Origin of the sequence: Vibrio tasmaniensis, from assembly GCF_024347635.1 — a bacterium.
Lineage (GTDB): Bacteria > Pseudomonadota > Gammaproteobacteria > Enterobacterales > Vibrionaceae > Vibrio > Vibrio tasmaniensis.
In genome coordinates this window covers 2,089,882-2,108,648 of sequence record NZ_AP025510.1, presented here as the reverse complement: position 1 = coordinate 2,108,648, position 18,767 = coordinate 2,089,882, and the positions used below count along the sequence as shown (strand labels likewise).

The window sequence follows — 18,767 nt, the reverse complement described above, 5'->3', positions numbered from 1 at the left end:
TACAAAGCGTCAGTGATATTTTTATTTGTTACGCTTTAAAAGCTCGATATTTCTGTCATTTTAGTTCTCGAAGCGTTATAACTATTAATTATATTACACGAGACTATAACGCTCTATTTGCAAATAAGTTAGCGCAGAAATGAGTAAAGGATTACGAGGTTAGATATGAAGTTACAGCAACTGAAGTACATTGTTGAGGTTCTAAACCATAACCTAAATGTTTCAGCGACAGCAGAGAGTTTGTACACATCTCAGCCCGGCATAAGTAAACAGGTTAGATTACTTGAAGACGAGCTAGGCATTCAAATATTTGAGCGTAGCGGTAAGCATTTAACTCAGGTTACACAAGCCGGTGAGGATATTATTCGTATCTCTCAAGAGATTTTGGCTCGTGTTGAGAGTATTAAAGCGGTTGCGGGTGAGCACACTCATCCTGAGATGGGCACATTGAATATTTCAACCACTCATACTCAAGCTCGTTATGCACTCCCTGATGTGATTAAAGGTTTCACGGCGCGTTATCCAAAAGTGTCGCTTCACATGCATCAAGGCACGCCAAGCCAGATGTCAGAAGCGGTAGCTAAGGGTACAGCGAACTTTGCGATTGCAACGGAAGCGCTACACCTTTATCAAGATGCAATTATGCTGCCTTGTTATCATTGGAACCGTTCGATCGTGGTAACGAAAGATCACCCTCTTGCACAGAAACGAAATATCTCGATTGAAGATCTTGCCGCTTATTCTCTCGTGACTTATGTATTTGGTTTTACTGGCCGTTCCGAGCTGGATACAGCATTTAACAAAGTAGGCTTAACACCGCGTGTTGTGTTTACCGCGACGGATGCTGATGTGATTAAAACTTATGTTCGGATGGGGATCGGGGTGGGTGTAATTGCAAGCATGGCGATTGACCACGAGCAAGATACAGACTTAGTTGCTATTGACGCGAGCCATCTATTTGGTGCTAGCACCACAAGTATTGGCTTTAGAAAAGGCACTTTCCTGCGTTCTTACATGTTTGACTTTATGGAGCGTTTTGCACCGCACTTAACTCGCCCAGTAGTTGAGCAAGCTATTTCTTTGAAATCGAATGAAGAGATCGAAGAGATGTTTAAAGACATCGACTTACCCGTTCGCTAAGGGTCATAGTTTTACCTAGATTCCTAATTCGGCCTGTTTAAAGGCCGTTTTCATTTAAGCTCATTTGTGGTTGGCTTGCTGATAGGTTGCCTTTATATAACCTCAGTTTGTAACGTTCCTTTCTATTTTGGCCTCTTACCCCTACAATCCTCGCATCATAGGGGGAAGCATGCATTCACGATTCAAAAGACTCGATTCATTTTTGCTAGATCACCAGATTTACTGGCGTTCAGAGCCTTTTCACCTATGCCAAACTCATGATCAGCCATGGACAGACGTGAACCTTCCGCTTGTCGATTGGTTAGATGGCTTGAGTATTGAACGCATTCAAACGTTAAAAGAACAGCCTCAAGTTCTTATTTCGGAACTTATGCGTTTTCTCCCAGGGTTAGAGAATGCCAATCAACACATCCAGTTTGATAATTCGGCTTTAGTTGGTATTGATCTTCCGCGTGGTACTGCCGATGGTATTCCCGGCAGAAAGCTGCAACAAATCGTCGCGATGGGTGAGGCTTCATTAAAAGGCCATCATGGTAAAGAGTGGCTTGAATGGTGCTCTGGCAAAGGCTTTCTCGGTCGAATCTTATCTCAGCAGTCAGATCAAAAGGTCACTAGCTTTGAGTGGCAACAGTCACTGTGTGAAAGCGGGCAAAAGATTGCAGATACTCAACATCTAGATATGAGCTTTGTTCAAGGTGACGCGTTTTCAAAAGATGCAGATCGGGTGTTTAACTCAAATCAACATGCTGTTGCTCTTCATGCTTGTGGTGACCTTCATGTCGAATTAGTGAAAAAGGCTGTTTCACATGGGCTTCCTGCAGTCACCATTTCGCCATGTTGCTACCACCTTATTCGCGATGAAAGCTACCAAGCGATGTCATCCGTTGCGAAAAACTCCGCATTAACGTTGAGCAAGAGCGATTTAAGAATCCCGCTTCAAGAAACCGTCACCGGTGGTGAAAGGGTCAAGAGACACCGTCAGTTAGAAATGAGTTACCGTTTGGGTTTTAGCAAGTTGCTTAAGGCTGAACTTGGTGTCGACGAGTACATGCCTGTACCAAGCATCAAGAAATCAGAGCTATCCGAAGGCTTTGAATCATTTTGTTGCTGGGCATCTGAAGTGAAAGAGCTATCGCTTGGTTCAGGTATTGATTTTGACTCTTATTTGGTTCAGGGCGAAGCGCTTTTCTGGGAAATGGAAAAGCTGAGTTTGGTTCAGCAAGTCTTTAGACGACCTTTAGAGATATGGTTGGCCTTAGATCGTGCCATCTATCTACAAGAGCAAGGCTATGAAGCTACGATTGAAGAGTTTTGTGAACGCAGTATAACACCAAGAAACCTATTGATTCATGGGGTTAAGTTCGAGCGGTAGCGGTAAACAGCACTGGTACGCGTTTTTACGAGCTAAAATCATAAACGCAAAACAAAGTCATAAATGAAAAATGAAGCTATAAATACAAAAAAAGCCAGCACGACATAATGTCGTACTGGCTTTTTGTTTAATGTGTATGAGTTAACTGAACGCTTCAACGAGAAGGTTATTGCGTTCAGTTAGTCATTACATCATTAGTTAAACATTGCGATTGCTTCTGCAGGCGCTACGTATTCTAGGTCAAAGCTCTCTGCAACTTCTTTACAAGTCACTTTACCGTGGATTACGTTTAGACCTTCTAGGAAACCTTCATCAGATAGAAGTGCTTCGCGGTAGCCTTTGTTCGCTAGCTTAACAATGTAAGGAAGTGTTGCATTGTTTAGTGCGTAAGTAGAAGTACGAGCAACGGCACCTGGCATGTTAGCAACACAGTAGTGAACTACGTCATCAACGATGTAAGTTGGATCGGCGTGAGTTGTAGCGTGTGAAGTTTCAAAACAACCACCTTGGTCGATTGCAACATCAACAACCGCTGAACCTGGCTTCATCTTAGCGATGTGATCTTTTGTAACAAGTTTAGGAGCGGCTGCGCCTGGGATTAGTACTGCACCAATCACTAGGTCTGCTTCTAGAACATGCTTCTCAATAGCGTCTTCAGTAGAATAAACCACTTTTGCGCGACCTTGGAATTCTTCATCAAGACGACGAAGCGTATCTACGTTGCGATCAAGGATGGTTACGTCTGCGCGAAGGCCAACAGCCATACGTGCTGCGTTAGCACCAACAACACCGCCGCCAACAACAACAACTTTCGCTGGCTCAACACCAGGAACGCCGCCAAGAAGAAGACCACAACCACCGTTAGATTTTTCTAGTGTTTGTGCACCTGCTTGAATAGACATGCGACCAGCGACTTCAGACATTGGTGCTAATAGTGGCAAGCGACCCATATTATCTGTTACAGTCTCATAGGCTACGCAGACAGCTTTGCTCTTGATTAGCTCTTCCGTTTGTGGAAAATCTGGTGCAAGGTGTAAATAGGTAAATAATATTTGCCCTTCACGAAGCATAGCTCGCTCGACAGCTTGAGGTTCTTTAACCTTTACAATCATCTCTGCTTTCGCGAAAACGTCAGCAGCAGTAGGAAGAATGGATGCGCCTACAGCGATGTAATCATCGTCTGAAAAACCGATACCAGTACCGGCATTGGTTTCAACAAAAACTTGGTGACTATGTGAGATTAGTTCTCTCACGCTAGCAGGGGTCATACCAACGCGGTATTCGTGGTTCTTGATTTCCTTAGGTACGCCAATGATCATCCTGACTCCTTATTATATTATGGTTGTTTTATCTATGTGTAGGGTAATTCTGTCGAATTAATATCTAGTATAGATAGGTTCAGGTAGAATTTGATACCGAATATTAAAAAGTTGTAGTATATTTTTTTGCAAGGAAGTAATAAGGTGGAATAAAAAATGGCAGACAATTATAAGAAGCCGTCCAAGGAACTAGATCGTATTGACCGCAACATTCTTAATGAGTTGCAAAAAGACGGTCGTATCTCAAACGTTGAACTCTCAAAACGAGTAGGACTTTCTCCAACTCCATGTCTTGAGCGTGTTCGTCGTTTAGAGCGTCAGGGTTACATTACTGGGTACACAGCATTGCTGAACCCACAGTACCTTGATGCTTCACTTTTAGTGTTTGTTGAAATTACGTTGAACCGTGGTGCGCCAGATGTGTTCGAACAATTCAACACCGCTGTGCAGAAGCTAGATGACATCCAAGAGTGTCATTTGGTGTCGGGTGATTTTGACTATCTTCTAAAAACACGTGTATCTGATATGGGTGCTTATCGTAAGCTACTGGGTGATACGTTGCTTCGTCTACCAGGCGTAAACGACACTCGAACTTACGTTGTAATGGAAGAAGTGAAACAAACCAATCAACTTGTGATTAAAACTCGTTAATCATTGTTGGTGAAATGAAAGAAAGCGGACATTTGTTCCGCTTTCTTGCTTTCTGGAATTGGGTTTTTCTGTTTGATATGGTTAAATCAACAGTAGTTTCATTGAAACGAGCGGCTATTGCCGCTCGAGATGTTTTTATCCCGTTTAATTATTAAGTTGGTTTATGTTCAAGCAGAGCAGTAATAAAGTAGAAACAATCATTAAAACGAGTGAAGAGCCTCAGTCTCCTCGTTTAAGTGGTTCTCAACGTCTAAAAGAGTGCAGCCTAATTCTAGGTGTTCTCTTCTCTATTCTACTTGCCGTTGCGTTATTAACTTTTAGTCCTGCTGACCCATCATGGTCGCAAACGGCTTGGGGTGGTGATATTCAAAATGCAGGTGGTTACGTAGGTGCATGGTTGGCGGATACGCTTTTCTTTGTGTTTGGATCTTTAGCTTATCCTTTGCCTATCTTGGTGACTGTTGCTGCGTGGGTACTGTTTCGTAAACGTAATGAAGATGAGCAGATCGATTTCATGCTGTGGGGTACTCGTTTATTAGGGCTCACGGTCCTCATTCTTACTAGTTGTGGTTTAGCTGATATCAACTTCGATGATATTTGGTACTTTTCATCAGGTGGTGTAGTCGGTGATGTATTAACAAGTCTTGCACTTCCAACGCTCAACGTTCTGGGCAGTACGTTGGTTCTTCTTTTCTTGTGGGGCGCTGGCTTAACTCTATTAACGGGCATTTCTTGGTTAAGTATTGTTGAATGGCTAGGCGAGTGTGCAATCAAATTCTTTACGTCAGCCGTTAATAAGGCGCGCGGCCAAGATCAAGAGCTGCTTGAACCTCAGTTAACCGAATCAGCAGACCGCGAGTTAATTGAAGAACGTAATCACGCGCCTATCTACCGCGATGTTCCTGCTATCGGAAATAATGATCTAGAAGATAGCGCTATAGAAGGCTCTAAACAAATAGAACAAGAGCAGCTTGAGCCCACGATGAGCTTCTCTGCAACCAATGATTCTTCAGAGAAGATTGAAGAGTCGTCAGACAATACAGCAACACCGAAGCGCCATTACAATATTCACATGCCGGTCGAAGCTCCTGCGCAAGAACCGATTCCTGCAGCACCGGTTTACCAAGCGCCAGAAGAACCTTTAGAAGACGGTATTGAGCGCTCGAAGCAGTTGAATGCAACGATAGAGCAACTAGAAAACGCGGCAATGTATGAAGATGATCTTGCTGAGCAGGAGCAGGTTGACGCGCATGAATCTCAGATCGCGTATCAGCAATACATGCAGGATGAGCAACCAGCAGTTAATCCGACTGAAACGGTTGTTGAAAGTGTAGAACCAGCAATGGATAGCTCACCAGAAGTAAATGACGAGTTCGATGCTGAAGATGTGCAACCAGAATCTTTATATGCTTCGCCAGTGGATGAAACAGAAGAAACAATCGAAGACGACTCTTCAGTGCAAGCATCTCCGTTTGATATGGCGGAAGAGCAAGATGAACAAACTTCAGTGTTCCAACCGGTATCGATTGAAGATGTTAATACTGAGCAACAAGAGCCTTTCGCTGCCCAGCAAGGTAATGCGGAGTTTGAGCAAGCTAACGAACAAACTGAAGAGCTTGCTGTTGATCTTCCATGGGAAGAGGTCACGGAAGATGAGTCTGCGCACCAAGACCAAGACCAAGACCAAGATGTAGCAGCATTCCAAAATCTGGTATCTGAAGCGCAAGCGAATATGGCGGCGACACAAAACCCGTTCTTGGTACAGCAAGATGTGAATTTGCCCAAACCTGCCGAGCCATTGCCAACACTTGAGCTGTTGTTCCACCCTGAAAAACGTGAAACCTTTATTGACCGCGATGCACTAGAGGCGATTGCTCGTCTTGTTGAATCGAAGCTAGCGGACTACAAGATAAAGGCAGATGTGGTTGATATCTTCCCTGGCCCTGTCATCACTCGATTCGAACTCGATCTGGCTCCTGGCGTGAAAGTGAGCCGTATTTCTGGTCTTTCTATGGACTTAGCGCGTTCACTTTCTGCATTGGCAGTGCGTGTCGTAGAGGTAATACCGGGTAAACCTTATGTTGGTTTGGAATTGCCGAATATGAGCCGTCAAACCGTATTCTTCTCCGATGTGGTAGGTAGCCCTCAGTTCCAAGAAGCGACGTCACCAACGACCGTTGTTCTAGGACAAGATATTGCAGGTGAAGCGGTTATTGCTGATTTATCGAAGATGCCACACGTACTGGTTGCAGGTACCACCGGTTCTGGTAAATCTGTGGGTGTGAACGTGATGATCTTGAGTATGCTTTACAAGGCATCGCCTGAAGACGTTCGTTTCATCATGATTGACCCGAAAATGTTGGAATTGTCTATCTATGAAGGTATTCCACATCTATTGTCTGAAGTCGTTACCGACATGAAAGATGCGTCTAACGCCCTTCGTTGGTGTGTTGGCGAAATGGAACGTCGTTATAAACTGATGTCGGCACTTGGTGTTCGTAACATTAAAGGCTACAACGACAAATTGAAGATGGCTGCGGAAGCGGGTCACCCAATTCATGATCCTCTGTGGAAACCGGGCGACAGCATGGACCCTGAAGCACCATTATTGGAAAAACTGCCTTACATCGTAGTTGTCGTCGATGAATTCGCCGATTTAATCATGGTAGTTGGTAAGAAAGTTGAAGAATTGATTGCTCGTTTGGCACAGAAAGCGCGTGCGGCGGGTGTTCACTTGATCCTAGCGACTCAGCGCCCGTCAGTGGATGTTATTACGGGTCTTATTAAAGCCAATATCCCGACACGTGTAGCCTTTACCGTATCAACCAAAACAGACTCTCGAACCATTCTTGACCAAGGTGGTGCTGAGTCACTGCTTGGTATGGGTGATATGTTGTACTTACCACCGGGTTCAAGCCACACAACTCGTGTACACGGTGCATTTGCATCTGATGATGATGTTCACGCGGTCGTGAACAACTGGAAAGCTCGAGGTAAGCCAAACTATATTGAAGAGATTACTAACGGCGACCAGACCCCAGAAACACTATTGCCGGGTGAGAAGATGGAAGGCGATGAAGAAGTCGATCCTCTGTTTGATCAAGTTGTCGAACACGTGGTTCATTCACGCCGCGGTTCTGTTTCTGGTGTACAACGTCGATTCAAGATCGGCTACAACCGTGCCGCACGAATTGTCGAGCAATTAGAGGCTCAAGGTATTGTCAGTGCTCCAGGACATAACGGTAACCGAGAAGTCTTGGCGCCAGCGCCACCAAAAGATTAGTTCCAGTAGGAACTCATAACTATTCAGTCGGTCAAAACCAAAACATGACCGACTTATGTTCTAACAGGATTATTGATGAAAAAAGTATTCGCACTTTTATTTATGAGCTTCTCAGTATTTGCTTCTCCGAAAGAAGAGTTGAGTAGCCGCTTGTCGCTGAATGCAGGTTTTAGCGCTGACTTTAAACAAGTCGTAACCAGCCCTGATGGCGATGTTGTGATGGAAGGCGAGGGCACAGTAGAGATTGCACGCCCTAGCTTATTCCGCTGGGAAACAACTTTCCCTGATGAAAACCTATTGGTCTCTGATGGTCAAAGCTTGTGGTACTACAGCCCGTTCATTGAGCAAGTGAGTATTTACTGGCAAGAACAAGCCACATCGCAAACGCCATTTGTATTGCTGACTCGTAACCAAGCAAGTGATTGGGATAACTACAATGTTGCGCAAACGGGTAACCAATTTACGCTAACGCCAACGGCTGTGGACTCTAATCAGGGCGATTTTCAGATTAACATCACCGAGAAAGGCATTGTTCTGGGCTTTAATGTGATTGAACAAGACGGCCAAAAAGGTGAGTTTACCTTTAACAATGTTGACTTAGGTAAACCAGCAGCAGACCGCTTTACTTTTGTGGCGCCGGAAGGTGTCGAGGTCGACGACCAAAGAAACTGATCTAAACAAGCAGATCGTTTGGTAGTACGTCGATAGGCATTAATGCCATCAATGAATCAAGAGATTGCAATTGAGTAATTACAGCTTAGATTTTGCAGGGGACGAAGATTTTCGTCCCCTTGCTGCTCGTATGAGGCCTGAAACTGTCGAACAGTACATCGGTCAGCAGCATATATTAGGTCCAGGTAAACCACTTCGCAGGGCATTGGAAGCGGGCCATATTCACTCCATGATTTTATGGGGGCCTCCGGGCACCGGTAAAACCACGTTGGCAGAAGTAGCAGCAAACTATGCTAATGCTGAAGTTGAGCGCGTATCAGCGGTAACCTCGGGTGTTAAAGACATTCGTATCGCGATTGAAAAAGCGCGTGAAAACAAACAAGCAGGGCGCAGAACGATCCTGTTTGTAGATGAAGTTCATCGCTTTAACAAAAGTCAGCAAGATGCCTTCTTGCCACACATTGAAGATGGCACCGTGACCTTTATCGGCGCGACGACAGAAAACCCATCCTTTGAATTGAACAACGCTTTGTTGTCGCGTGCGCGTGTTTACAAGCTGACTTCGCTTAATACCGATGATATCTCGCTCGTCATTCGCCAAGCGATTGAAGACAAGCAGCGTGGTCTGGGTGATGTGTCAGCTGATTTTGCTGATAACGTTTTAGATCGCCTCGCTGAACTGGTCAACGGTGATGCGCGTATGTCGCTCAACTATCTTGAGCTTTTATATGACATGGCAGAAGACAACGACAAAGGCGAGAAAGCGATAACCTTGCAGTTGTTAGCTGAAGTAGCTGGCGAGAAGGTTGCTCGTTTCGATAACAAGGGTGATATTTGGTACGACTTGATCTCCGCTGTTCATAAGTCGATTCGTGGTTCAAACCCTGACGCGGCTTTGTATTGGTCAGCAAGAATGATTGCAGCGGGTTGTGACCCTTTGTATATCGTAAGGCGTTTATTGGCGATTGCTTCTGAAGATATTGGCAATGCTGATCCAAGAGCAATGCAGGTTGCAATGTCGGCTTGGGATTGTTTCACTCGAATTGGTCCTGCCGAAGGTGAGCGTGCGATTGCTCAGGCGGTTGTCTATTTAGCGTGTGCACCAAAGAGTAACGCGGTTTACACAGCTTGGAAGCAAGCCTTAACGGATGCGCATAATCTTCCTGAATATGAAGTGCCTCATCATTTAAGAAATGCACCCACAACTTTGATGAAGGACATGGGCTACGGGCAAGAATACCGTTATGCTCATGACGAACCAGGTGCCTACGCGGCTGGAGAAAAGTATTTGCCGCCAGAAATGGGCGAAACACAATACTATTTCCCAACAAAACGAGGCTTAGAGACCAAAATTGGCGAGAAGCTAGATTATCTGGCGGATTTGGACGCAAAAAGCCCACAAAAACGCTATGAAAAGTAGTCTTTTTTGGATATCGTTACCTAGTCATAAAATTTATATTAAATCGTTAAAAATTGGTCGAAATAGCACCAGTTTTAGGGGTTTAGCAGTGATTCAGTAGCAAACTACTGAATATTCAAATAACTAAAGCATAGGATTAGCAATGCTGGATTCTAAATTACTTCGAGCTGAGCTGGATGAAACAGCGGCAAAATTAGCACGTCGAGGCTTCGCCCTTGATGTAGAGACAATTCGTGAACTTGAAGAAAAACGTAAGTCCCTTCAGATGAAAACTGAAGAGCTACAAGCGTTACGCAACTCTCGATCGAAGTCCATTGGTCAAGCGAAAGCAAAAGGCGACCATGAAGAAGCTGAGCGTATCCTTGCTGAAGTAGGCAACTTAGGCGCAGAACTAGACCAAGCTAAAGTAACATTGGCTGAGCTTCAATCTGAGCTAGAAACGATCACAATGTCGATTCCTAACCTACCTGACGCAGACGTGCCTGATGGTAAAGATGAAGACGACAACGTAGAAGTTTCTCGTTGGGGCCAACCTAAGACTTACGACTTCGAAGTGAAAGATCACGTAGATCTTGGCGAAATGTCTGGTGGTCTTGATTTTGCTAGCGCAGTTAAAATCTCGGGTTCTCGTTTCATCGTGATGAAAGGCAAATTTGCACGTCTACACCGTGCTATTGCTCAGTTCATGTTGGACCTTCACACTGATGAGCACGGCTACACAGAAATGTACGTACCGTACCTAGTGAACCACGATAGCCTATACGGTACTGGTCAACTTCCTAAGTTTGGCGAAGACTTGTTCCACACAAGCCCGCTAACTGAGCAAGTAAGTGACGTACCTCTTAAAACGCTATCGCTTATCCCTACTGCGGAAGTACCAGTGACGAACATGGTTCGTGACACGATTACTGATGAAGCTGAACTGCCACTTAAGATGACGGCTCACACGCCATGTTTCCGTTCTGAAGCGGGTTCTTACGGTCGTGACACTCGTGGTCTTATCCGTATGCACCAATTCGACAAAGTTGAACTAGTACAAATCACTAAGCCAGAAGACTCTATGGCGGCGCTTGAAGAGCTAACAGGTCACGCTGAGAAAGTACTTCAACTTCTAGAGCTTCCTTACCGTAAAGTGATTCTATGTACGGGTGACATGGGCTTCGGTTCTGCGAAAACTTACGACTTAGAAGTATGGGTTCCAGCACAAGAGACTTACCGTGAAATTTCTTCTTGTTCAAACATGTGGGATTTCCAAGCGCGTCGTATGCAAGCTCGTTTCCGTCGTAAAGGCGAAAAGAAACCTGAACTTGTACACACACTAAACGGTTCTGGTCTTGCTGTTGGTCGTACTATGGTTGCTATTCTTGAGAACAATCAAGAAGCTGATGGCCGTATTGCTATCCCAGCAGTACTTCAACCATACATGGGCGGCGTAACGCACATTGGTTAATACCAATTTAGGCTTATCGAATTTAGATTAATCTATCTCGCTAGAATTGTTAAAAGGCTTTGCTGTAATGGCAAAGCCTTTTTTGTATGCGGACGTTGTTTGAATAGAAGCTACATATATGAGAAGGCAGCCTCGGAAGTATTGTTTGCTTGTTTCCATGCCAAATCAGCTTGCTTACATGCCAGAAGCGCCTTTCGGTAATAGTTTTGATAGTTGCTTTGTGTCAGCTCCTCCATCGTATAAAGCTGTGTGATCACTTCGTCACATTGCTTGATGATGGTTAGCACTTGTTTTGCACCCATTGAGTCAGGCCAAATCACAGAGAGCAGTTTGATCGTGTTCATACATACGTTCTTGATCATCGGACATCGTTTATGAATATCTAAGTAAGCCACAAGCACCTGTTTGTAGTCTGACTTTGCTCGTTTTATGCCGATATTCTTCTCTTTGAGCCAGTTCATTTTTGCAGTGTTGCGATGTTTCATCTCACTGCACATCGTTATCTGACTTGAAACCACTGTCTCGTTCGCTGTTTTCACTATCAACATGCTGCAACGGTTTTCAGCGATTTTGAACTCGTTTTCACAACTCATCCTATCCAATAACCATGCATGGTGATAAATCACTGGAAATGCGTCAAAGTCATTCTTGTCGTGTAATGCGGTTAGTATAGTGACTGCTTTTTGATATTGGTTAGCTTCCATCGCGATGTGAGCTGCGATAAGTGCTAAGTCAGTTTGAAGCCTTGCTCTTGCCTCGGTAGGGATCTTCGAAATTAAGTAATTGACGTGACCCAAATTCGCTTGCTTATCGATACCATCTGAGGCGCAATAGAGTAAAAATCGTATATGATTTAGCTTCATATACAGGTTGTCTCGAAAGGTATCCTTATTGATTTGCACATAGTTTTGGTAGTGGAATAGCGCTGTTTTAGTATCGTTTACCGATAAGCATAGATTTGCGATTGCCAGTTCTCTCTCAGAATTACCTGGTGTTAGTTTACTCGCTAACTTGAAGTGAGCAATGGCTGCCGGAACCTTATTGCTGATCAGGTTTACTTGAGCTGCTTGGTCTCGATACAAAGTGCAGGTTGGTGCAGAATTGATCAAACTTTCAATCATCGACTGTGCTTCGCTAAGCTGCCCCAAATTCGCAAGGCTGTTTGCTAATCCTGCTTGAGCCCAATCAAAACTGCCTTCATCTATCGCTTTCTGATAGACATTCTTGGCTTCCTCGTAGAGCTCTAGTTTTGATAGAAAGCTCCCTCGAAATTGCTGGATTGTTGCGAAGTATTCGGGATGAAACGCGGCAAGCCCTTCGCAATGCTCTAGGCCCGCTTGATAGTTATTCTCTCTCTCAGCTTTATAAATGTCTTGTAAAATCAGCTTCTTCCTTAAGGAACTGGTGATGCGCTGCTTTAGAGTTTCGCGGTTAAACGGTTTTAACAAATAGTTGTCAGGTCGTAGTTCAAGGATAGGGCGTATCGATAGAGCTGAATTTTCACCTGTAACAAGAATAAATATTCCGTCATCTTTTAATCTGTTGGCTTGCTTTAATTCTTCAAATAGCTGTTTGCCGTTGATCGTGTTACCAAAGTTATAATCACAAATGATGACATCAAAAGTTGTGTCATTCGTGATGGTCATTGCAACACGAGGCGATTTCGCAATGGCAATCAAACGTTCTGAAAAACCAATATGAACCAGCATGTTACGAATGGTTGATAACACTATCGTTGAGTCATCAATGATAAGTGCATTTAGTTGGGTTAATTTCATGCTTACTTTAAATTATTTACTGACGTGAATTACGTTGCTATTACGGATTGTCTTGATGTCATGCAGGATCGACAAAACAAGAAGCGCTAGGTTTCTACTAAGTTGATATTAGTTTTCGCTAAAATTGGATTCTTTTTTTTGCGAAGATTTTCATCTTATTAGCGTTAAAAATATTGGCTGTTTTGATTCTGAAATGAACTCGAATAAGGAAGATCATTCATAATGTTCAGTACCAAAATGGCGCGTATTTTATGACGGCTCTTTACCCGATAGGTAATACTCTTTTGCTAATTGTTTTTGTGGAGAGGATTAAATTTATTTGTGGGGATTTTAGAGATCAAATCAAATATAAAACAATGGCTTGGGAGGTGTTGGTTGTTTGGTTTTTCGCGTGAAGAGTAAGCCGCCGTTGGCATTTATGGGCGGCTTATAGATGTTTGGTATTTCTTAATGGTGTTTGTTAAATCAATTTGGCTTGAAACAAGCAGATTGTCGGAGTGCTTTATCGATGGCTGCAACGAGCTGCTCGATATGCTCTGGCTGGCTGATGAAAGGAGGCATCATATAAATCAATTTACCAAATGGACGGATCCAAACACCTTGCTCAACAAAGTGCGCTTGGATGGTTTCCATGTCGACAGGTGTGTGTGTTTCAACGACGCCAATCGCGCCCAACCAACGAACGTCTTTAACCAGTTCATGCTCGAGTAGAGGCGGCAGTAACTCAGAAAAGAGTTTTTCAATCTGATGAGTCTGATTTGTCCAATGACCTTGCTCTATGATGGACAAGCTTGCTGCACCTACTGCACAAGCTAAAGGGTTGCCCATGAAGGTTGGTCCGTGCATAAAGCAACCGGCTTCACCGCCACATACCGTGTCGGCGACTTCTTTACTCGCAAGCGTCGCTGACAGCGTCATGTAACCGCCAGTTAACGCCTTGCCTACGCATAAAATGTCCGGTTGAACATCGGCATGCTCACAGGCGAACAGTTTCCCTGTGCGGCCAAATCCGGTCGCAATCTCATCTAAGATCAGTAAGACGTTGAATTCATCACATAGCAAGCGAACTTGTTTTAAGAACTCGGGGTGGTAGATGCGCATACCGCCAGCGCCTTGAACGATGGGTTCTAAAATCACCGCTGCGACTTCTTTGTGGTGCGCTGTTAGCTTCTCTCGAAAGCTATCGATGTCACTTGAGTTCCAGTCATCCCAAAAGCCCGTTTTGGGCGAATCTGCAAAAATGTGTTCAGGCAAAAAACCTTTGTAGAGGCTGTGCATCGAGTTATCCGGATCTGTCACCGACATTGCCGCGAAGGTATCGCCGTGGTAGCCATCTCTCAGTGTGAGGAATTTTGAACGAGGTTGCCCTTTAGCATGCCAGTATTGCAGCGCCATCTTGAGGCTAACCTCTACCGCGACTGAACCTGAATCGGCCAGGAATACATGTTCTAGATTACTTGGCGCTAGGTTCAAAAGCTTCTTACATAAATCGATAGCTGGCTGGTGGGTGATACCACCGAACATAACGTGCGAAACCTTATCGATTTGGCTGTGAGCTGCAGCATTGAGCTCTGGGTGATTGTAACCGTGGATGGTTGACCACCAAGACGACATGCCATCAATAATTCGTTTTCCGCCTTCTAATTCTAGGTAAACACCGTCTGCGTTGGTGACTGGGTAGCAGGTCAGAGGTGTCAACGTTGATGTATAAGGATGCCAGATATGCTGGCGGTCAAAGGCGAGATCCATAGTAACTTCCATTCTTTTGCGGCTAAAAAATAACCAGATGTAAACTTTTGATATTATCAATGTGTTGACAGTCTAAAGCTTGTCGGTAGACTATCCAAGCATAAATACAATCTCTATTGATAGAGATGTAACATCAAATAATAAAAAAGGATCGACACGTGGAAGTTCGTCATGACTGGACAGTTGCTGAAGTAAGAGCACTGCTTGAAAAACCGTTTATGGATTTAATGTTTGAAGCTCAAGTGGTTCATAGACAGTACCAAGAGCACAACCACGTGCAGGTGAGTACGCTGTTATCGATTAAGACAGGTGCTTGTCCTGAAGATTGTAAGTACTGCCCTCAAAGTGCTCACTACCGAACGGATGTCGACAAAGAGCGCTTGATGGAAGTAGAGCGTGTTTTGGATGCTGCACAAAAAGCCAAGAACGCGGGTTCAACTCGTTTCTGTATGGGGGCGGCATGGAAAAACCCGAAAGAGCGCGATATGCCTCACCTAACTGACATGATCAAAGGTGTGAAAGGCATGGGTCTAGAAACATGTATGACACTAGGCATGTTAACGCCTGATCAAGCAGGTGAGCTAGCGGATGCAGGTTTGGATTACTACAATCACAACCTTGATACGTCCCCTGAGTTTTACGGCAGTATCATTACTACTCGTACTTACCAAGATCGCTTAGATACCCTATCTCACGTACGTGATGCTGGTATGAAAATCTGTTCTGGCGGTATTATTGGTATGGGCGAAAGTACCAATGACCGTGCTGGTCTGCTTGTCGAACTGGCTAATCTTCCTGTGCACCCTGAAAGTGTTCCAATCAACATGCTCGTAAAAGTGAAAGGCACACCGATGGAAAACGTCGATGATGTTGAGTCTTTCGACTTCGTCAAACTGATTGCGATTGCTCGCATCATGATGCCAATGTCTGCGGTTCGTCTATCTGCAGGCCGTGAGAATATGAATGAGCAGATGCAGGCGATGTGTTTCATGGCTGGCGCGAATTCTATCTTCTACGGCTGTAAGCTACTGACTACGCCAAACCCAGATGAAGACACGGATATGCAGCTGTTTAAGAAGTTAGGTATTAACAGCCAACAAGTGGCTCAGAAGCCGGATGAAATTCAAGAAAACGAACTGTTAGATCAAGTGGTGGAGCGCGTTGCCGCTCGCCCAACGAAAGACGACATGTTCTACGATGCCACTGTTTAAATCTCGCATCAAAAGTGCCCTTGCTCATCGCTGTGAGCAAGGGCTAACTCGTCAACTTAAGGTGTTAGAAAACAGTAATGGTCCTTTGCTTATGAGCGAAGGTTCTAGCTTCATTAATTTTTCGAGTAATGACTATTTAGGCTTGGCAAACGATCCTGAGCTGGTGAATGCGTGGCAAACTGGACTTTCTCGGTATGGCGCTGGCAGTGCGGCATCGCCATTGGTCACGGGTTTTAGTCCTGCTCATCGAAATTTAGAGGCTAAGCTGTGCGAATGGCTTGGCTTTGAACGTGCCATTCTCTTTAGTTCTGGTTTCAGTGCTAATCAAGCGTTGTTGTTTTCTCTGCTCGAGAAAGACGACTCTCTATTGCAAGACAAGCTCAACCACGCCTCTTTGATGGAAGCGGGGATGATTTCACCTGCAACCATGAAACGCTTTAAGCACAACGACACGCAGCACCTAGAGTCGCTCTTGAGGCGCACTCCACAATCCTTGGTTGTGACTGAAGGTGTGTTCAGCATGGATGGGGATCAAGCGCCTCTCAACCAGGTATTTAACTTGACTAACCAATACGACAGTTGGTTGGTGGTTGATGATGCCCACGGTATTGGCGTATTAGGTGATAACGGGGCAGGGAGTTGCAACGCCGCACAAATCTCACCTGATATCTTGGTGGTGACCTTTGGTAAAGCATTTGGCCTTTCTGGTGCTGCGATTCTTTGTTCGTCAGAAGTGGGTGATTACTTAACTCAGTTTGCGCGTCATCATGTGTATTCGACGGCAATGCCACCTTCACAAGCGGTGGCTTTGTCTCATGCATGTCAGATGATTCAAACGCAAGAGTGGCGTCGTGAGAAACTCACGGAGCTAGGCGCGCTCTATGCCGAGCAGATGAGTGGCGTGAAAGGTTTTATTGATACTCAGACGCCGATCAAGCCATTTTTAATCGGCGAAGCCCAAGCTGCACTATCTATTGCCGAAGAGTTGAAGCGTAACCAAGTTTGGGTAACGGCAATAAGGCCACCAACGGTGCCTATTGGGACTGCTCGTTTACGTATTACCTTAACGGCCAATCACAATCAGGAACAGATTCTTCAGTTAACTAACTCTTTGCTTCAAGCAATAGAGCGAAGCAACGAGTCTGTAAGCAAACCTAGCATAGAATCAAGCTTTGAATTAAAGAAAGAGGCTCAGTAAATGTCACAAGAAGCAGTAGTGGATAATTACGTAGGCCAAGACAAGAGTGCGATTGCCGAAGCCTTCGGCAAAGCAGCAACAACCTATGACAAACACGCTGAATTCCAGCGAGATGTTGGTCACCGACTGCTGGATAAGTTACCGAGTGACCTCTCTGGATTAAAGGTGCTCGATTTAGGTTGTGGTACTGGTTATTTCTCACAGCAATTGGTGGAACGAGGCGCTGAAGTGGTATGCGCAGACCTTTCTGTTGGAATGTTGCAAAAAGCCGAACAGCGCTGTGGCGCAATGGTCTCTTTATATCGACAAGCTGATGCCGAGCTATTGCCATTCGAAGATGGGGCTTTTGATATTGTTTTCTCAAGTCTTGCGTTGCAATGGTGTGACGATTTATCGTCGCCTCTGAGGGAGATGAGGCGTGTCACCTCGCTTGGAGGGCGTGTTGTTTTCTCAACTTTGCTTGATGGGTCACTGTTTGAACTGAAAAAGTCATGGTCAAAAATTGACACACATCAACACGTTAACCATTTTATTACAATCAATCAGGTAAAAATTGCGTTAGCGCAATCTAGCTGTACTGCTCATCAACTAGACTTGCCCACCATCACCGTTTGGTACGACACTGCGTTTGAACTGATGCGCGACCTTAAAGGTATCGGCGCTAATCACGTAAGTGGTCGCTCACAAGGTTTAACAAGTCGCCGCATGTTGCAGCTTGTTGAACGGGAATATCGAGAGTTTAAAAACCATCAAGGTTTCTTACCAGCAACATATCAAGTTTGTTTAGGGGTTATTCAATTATGATTGATGCATTATTCATTGCAGGTACGGATACCGAAGTGGGAAAAACTGTGGTTTCAAAAGCGATTCTTCAAGCTTTAGCCGCACAAGAGTTATCAACAATTGGCTACAAGCCAGTTGCCGCAGGGTGTGAACAACTCCCTGAAGGGTTACGTAATAGTGATGCGTTGCATCTTCAAGAAGCGGCAACGCAAGACATTGCTTACGAAGACGTTAATCCATATGCGTTGTTGCTACCATCATCACCACACATTGCAGCAAAGCATGATGGTGTCGTGATTGATGAAACCGTATTATCAGCTAAGTTGGCAGAGCATAAGCAAAACTCTGACATCGTGTTAGTTGAAGGTGCTGGTGGTTGGCGTGTACCGGTTTCTGATGATGAATATTTGTCTAGCTGGGTCAAAAAAGAGCAGCTGCCTGTGGTATTGACGGTTGGTATTAAGCTTGGCTGTTTGAGTCATGCACTGCTAACCGCAGAAGTGATTCGTGCTGATGGACTGAACCTAGTGGGTTGGGTTGCAAACCGCATTAACCCAGGTACTGAACATTACGCCGAAATTATAGCGATGCTTGAAGACAAGCTAGGTGCACCGAAGTTAGGCGAAATTCCGTATGTGCCAAGAGCAAAGTCTAAGAACATTGGTAAGTACATTAATGTACAGCCATTGCTTGATCTTTAAACTTCGAGTTATACGTTAAACAAGAAAAGGGCTGCGATTG

General features: G+C 44.6%; 14 protein-coding genes. 11 read left to right on the top strand and 3 right to left on the bottom strand.

The window, feature by feature from the left end:
* Positions 1-165 precede the first annotated feature (165 nt).
* Together cysB and OCV44_RS09460 are read left to right on the top strand one after the other, a co-directional pair.
* The gene (cysB, locus tag OCV44_RS09465) at positions 166-1,140 is read left to right on the top strand and encodes an HTH-type transcriptional regulator CysB (protein ID WP_009848858.1); all 975 of its coding nucleotides are present in this window, start codon (positions 166-168) and stop codon (positions 1,138-1,140) included.
* A gap of 169 nt (positions 1,141-1,309) precedes the next feature.
* Complete coding sequence (locus tag OCV44_RS09460; protein WP_139684511.1) at positions 1,310-2,512, top strand: methyltransferase; 1,203 nt, start codon at positions 1,310-1,312, stop codon at positions 2,510-2,512.
* 194 nt (positions 2,513-2,706) lie between these two features.
* On the opposite strand, the gene ald is transcribed toward OCV44_RS09460, so the two are convergent.
* Positions 2,707-3,831, bottom strand: a complete 1,125-nt coding sequence (ald, locus tag OCV44_RS09455; protein WP_017107652.1) for an alanine dehydrogenase — start codon at positions 3,829-3,831, stop codon at positions 2,707-2,709.
* A gap of 156 nt (positions 3,832-3,987) precedes the next feature.
* Here ald and lrp point away from each other — a divergent pair, with 156 nt between their 5' ends.
* From lrp to serS, 5 genes are all read left to right on the top strand, one after another.
* A complete protein-coding gene (gene lrp, locus OCV44_RS09450) occupies positions 3,988-4,482 on the top strand; it encodes a leucine-responsive transcriptional regulator Lrp (RefSeq protein WP_004734558.1) in 495 nt (164 codons plus the stop codon).
* A 163-nt stretch (positions 4,483-4,645) separates the two neighbouring features.
* Entirely contained in the window at positions 4,646-7,765 is a 3,120-nt protein-coding gene (locus OCV44_RS09445; protein WP_139684512.1) for a DNA translocase FtsK 4TM domain-containing protein, read from the top strand.
* A 75-nt stretch (positions 7,766-7,840) separates the two neighbouring features.
* The gene (gene lolA, locus OCV44_RS09440) at positions 7,841-8,437 is read left to right on the top strand and encodes an outer membrane lipoprotein chaperone LolA (RefSeq protein ID WP_139684513.1); all 597 of its coding nucleotides are present in this window, start codon (positions 7,841-7,843) and stop codon (positions 8,435-8,437) included.
* A 64-nt stretch (positions 8,438-8,501) separates the two neighbouring features.
* Positions 8,502-9,857, top strand: a complete 1,356-nt coding sequence (locus OCV44_RS09435) for a replication-associated recombination protein A (protein WP_281279099.1) — start codon at positions 8,502-8,504, stop codon at positions 9,855-9,857.
* Positions 9,858-9,999: 142 nt separating this feature from the next.
* Complete coding sequence (serS, locus tag OCV44_RS09430; RefSeq protein ID WP_139684515.1) at positions 10,000-11,307, top strand: serine--tRNA ligase; 1,308 nt, start codon at positions 10,000-10,002, stop codon at positions 11,305-11,307.
* 110 nt (positions 11,308-11,417) lie between these two features.
* Here the strand turns inward: serS and OCV44_RS09425 are convergent, their stop codons facing one another.
* Positions 11,418-13,085: a response regulator gene (locus OCV44_RS09425; RefSeq protein WP_139684516.1), complete on the bottom strand. Its 1,668-nt coding sequence runs from the start codon at positions 13,083-13,085 to the stop codon at positions 11,418-11,420.
* A gap of 465 nt (positions 13,086-13,550) precedes the next feature.
* Positions 13,551-14,834, bottom strand: a complete 1,284-nt coding sequence (gene bioA, locus OCV44_RS09420) for an adenosylmethionine--8-amino-7-oxononanoate transaminase (protein ID WP_139684517.1) — start codon at positions 14,832-14,834, stop codon at positions 13,551-13,553.
* A gap of 158 nt (positions 14,835-14,992) precedes the next feature.
* Between bioA and bioB the strand changes: the two genes are divergently transcribed.
* Genes bioB through bioD form a run of 4 tightly spaced genes read left to right on the top strand, consistent with a single transcriptional unit; the run spans position 14,993 to position 18,727 of the window.
* Positions 14,993-16,045 (top strand): biotin synthase BioB, encoded by a 1,053-nt coding sequence (gene bioB, locus OCV44_RS09415; RefSeq protein WP_009848820.1) that lies wholly within the window; start codon positions 14,993-14,995, stop codon positions 16,043-16,045.
* A complete protein-coding gene (gene bioF / locus OCV44_RS09410; RefSeq protein ID WP_139684518.1) occupies positions 16,032-17,243 on the top strand; it encodes an 8-amino-7-oxononanoate synthase in 1,212 nt (403 codons plus the stop codon). Before bioB ends, bioF begins: the two co-directional genes overlap by 14 nt.
* Positions 17,244-18,047, top strand: coding sequence for a malonyl-ACP O-methyltransferase BioC (gene bioC, locus OCV44_RS09405; protein ID WP_139684519.1), 804 nt, complete (start codon positions 17,244-17,246; stop codon positions 18,045-18,047).
* Positions 18,044-18,727: a dethiobiotin synthase gene (gene bioD, locus OCV44_RS09400; RefSeq protein WP_139684520.1), complete on the top strand. Its 684-nt coding sequence runs from the start codon at positions 18,044-18,046 to the stop codon at positions 18,725-18,727. Before bioC ends, bioD begins: the two co-directional genes overlap by 4 nt.
* Positions 18,728-18,767 lie beyond the last annotated feature (40 nt).

Excerpts from the sequence above, each read along its gene's own strand:
- cysB (WP_009848858.1), top strand. The coding sequence starts at position 166 with ATGAAGTTACAGCAACTGAAGTACATTGTTGAGGTTCTAAACCATAAC.
- serS (WP_139684515.1), top strand. The coding sequence starts at position 10,000 with ATGCTGGATTCTAAATTACTTCGAGCTGAGCTGGATGAAACAGCGGCA.
- bioC (WP_139684519.1), top strand. The coding sequence starts at position 17,244 with ATGTCACAAGAAGCAGTAGTGGATAATTACGTAGGCCAAGACAAGAGT.
- ald (WP_017107652.1), bottom strand. The coding sequence starts at position 3,831 with ATGATCATTGGCGTACCTAAGGAAATCAAGAACCACGAATACCGCGTT.
- OCV44_RS09445 (WP_139684512.1), top strand. The coding sequence starts at position 4,646 with ATGTTCAAGCAGAGCAGTAATAAAGTAGAAACAATCATTAAAACGAGT.
- lolA (WP_139684513.1), top strand. The coding sequence starts at position 7,841 with ATGAAAAAAGTATTCGCACTTTTATTTATGAGCTTCTCAGTATTTGCT.
- lrp (WP_004734558.1), top strand. The coding sequence starts at position 3,988 with ATGGCAGACAATTATAAGAAGCCGTCCAAGGAACTAGATCGTATTGAC.
- bioF (WP_139684518.1), top strand. The coding sequence starts at position 16,032 with ATGCCACTGTTTAAATCTCGCATCAAAAGTGCCCTTGCTCATCGCTGT.
- OCV44_RS09460 (WP_139684511.1), top strand. The coding sequence starts at position 1,310 with ATGCATTCACGATTCAAAAGACTCGATTCATTTTTGCTAGATCACCAG.
- bioA (WP_139684517.1), bottom strand. The coding sequence starts at position 14,834 with ATGGATCTCGCCTTTGACCGCCAGCATATCTGGCATCCTTATACATCA.
- OCV44_RS09425 (WP_139684516.1), bottom strand. The coding sequence starts at position 13,085 with ATGAAATTAACCCAACTAAATGCACTTATCATTGATGACTCAACGATA.
- bioD (WP_139684520.1), top strand. The coding sequence starts at position 18,044 with ATGATTGATGCATTATTCATTGCAGGTACGGATACCGAAGTGGGAAAA.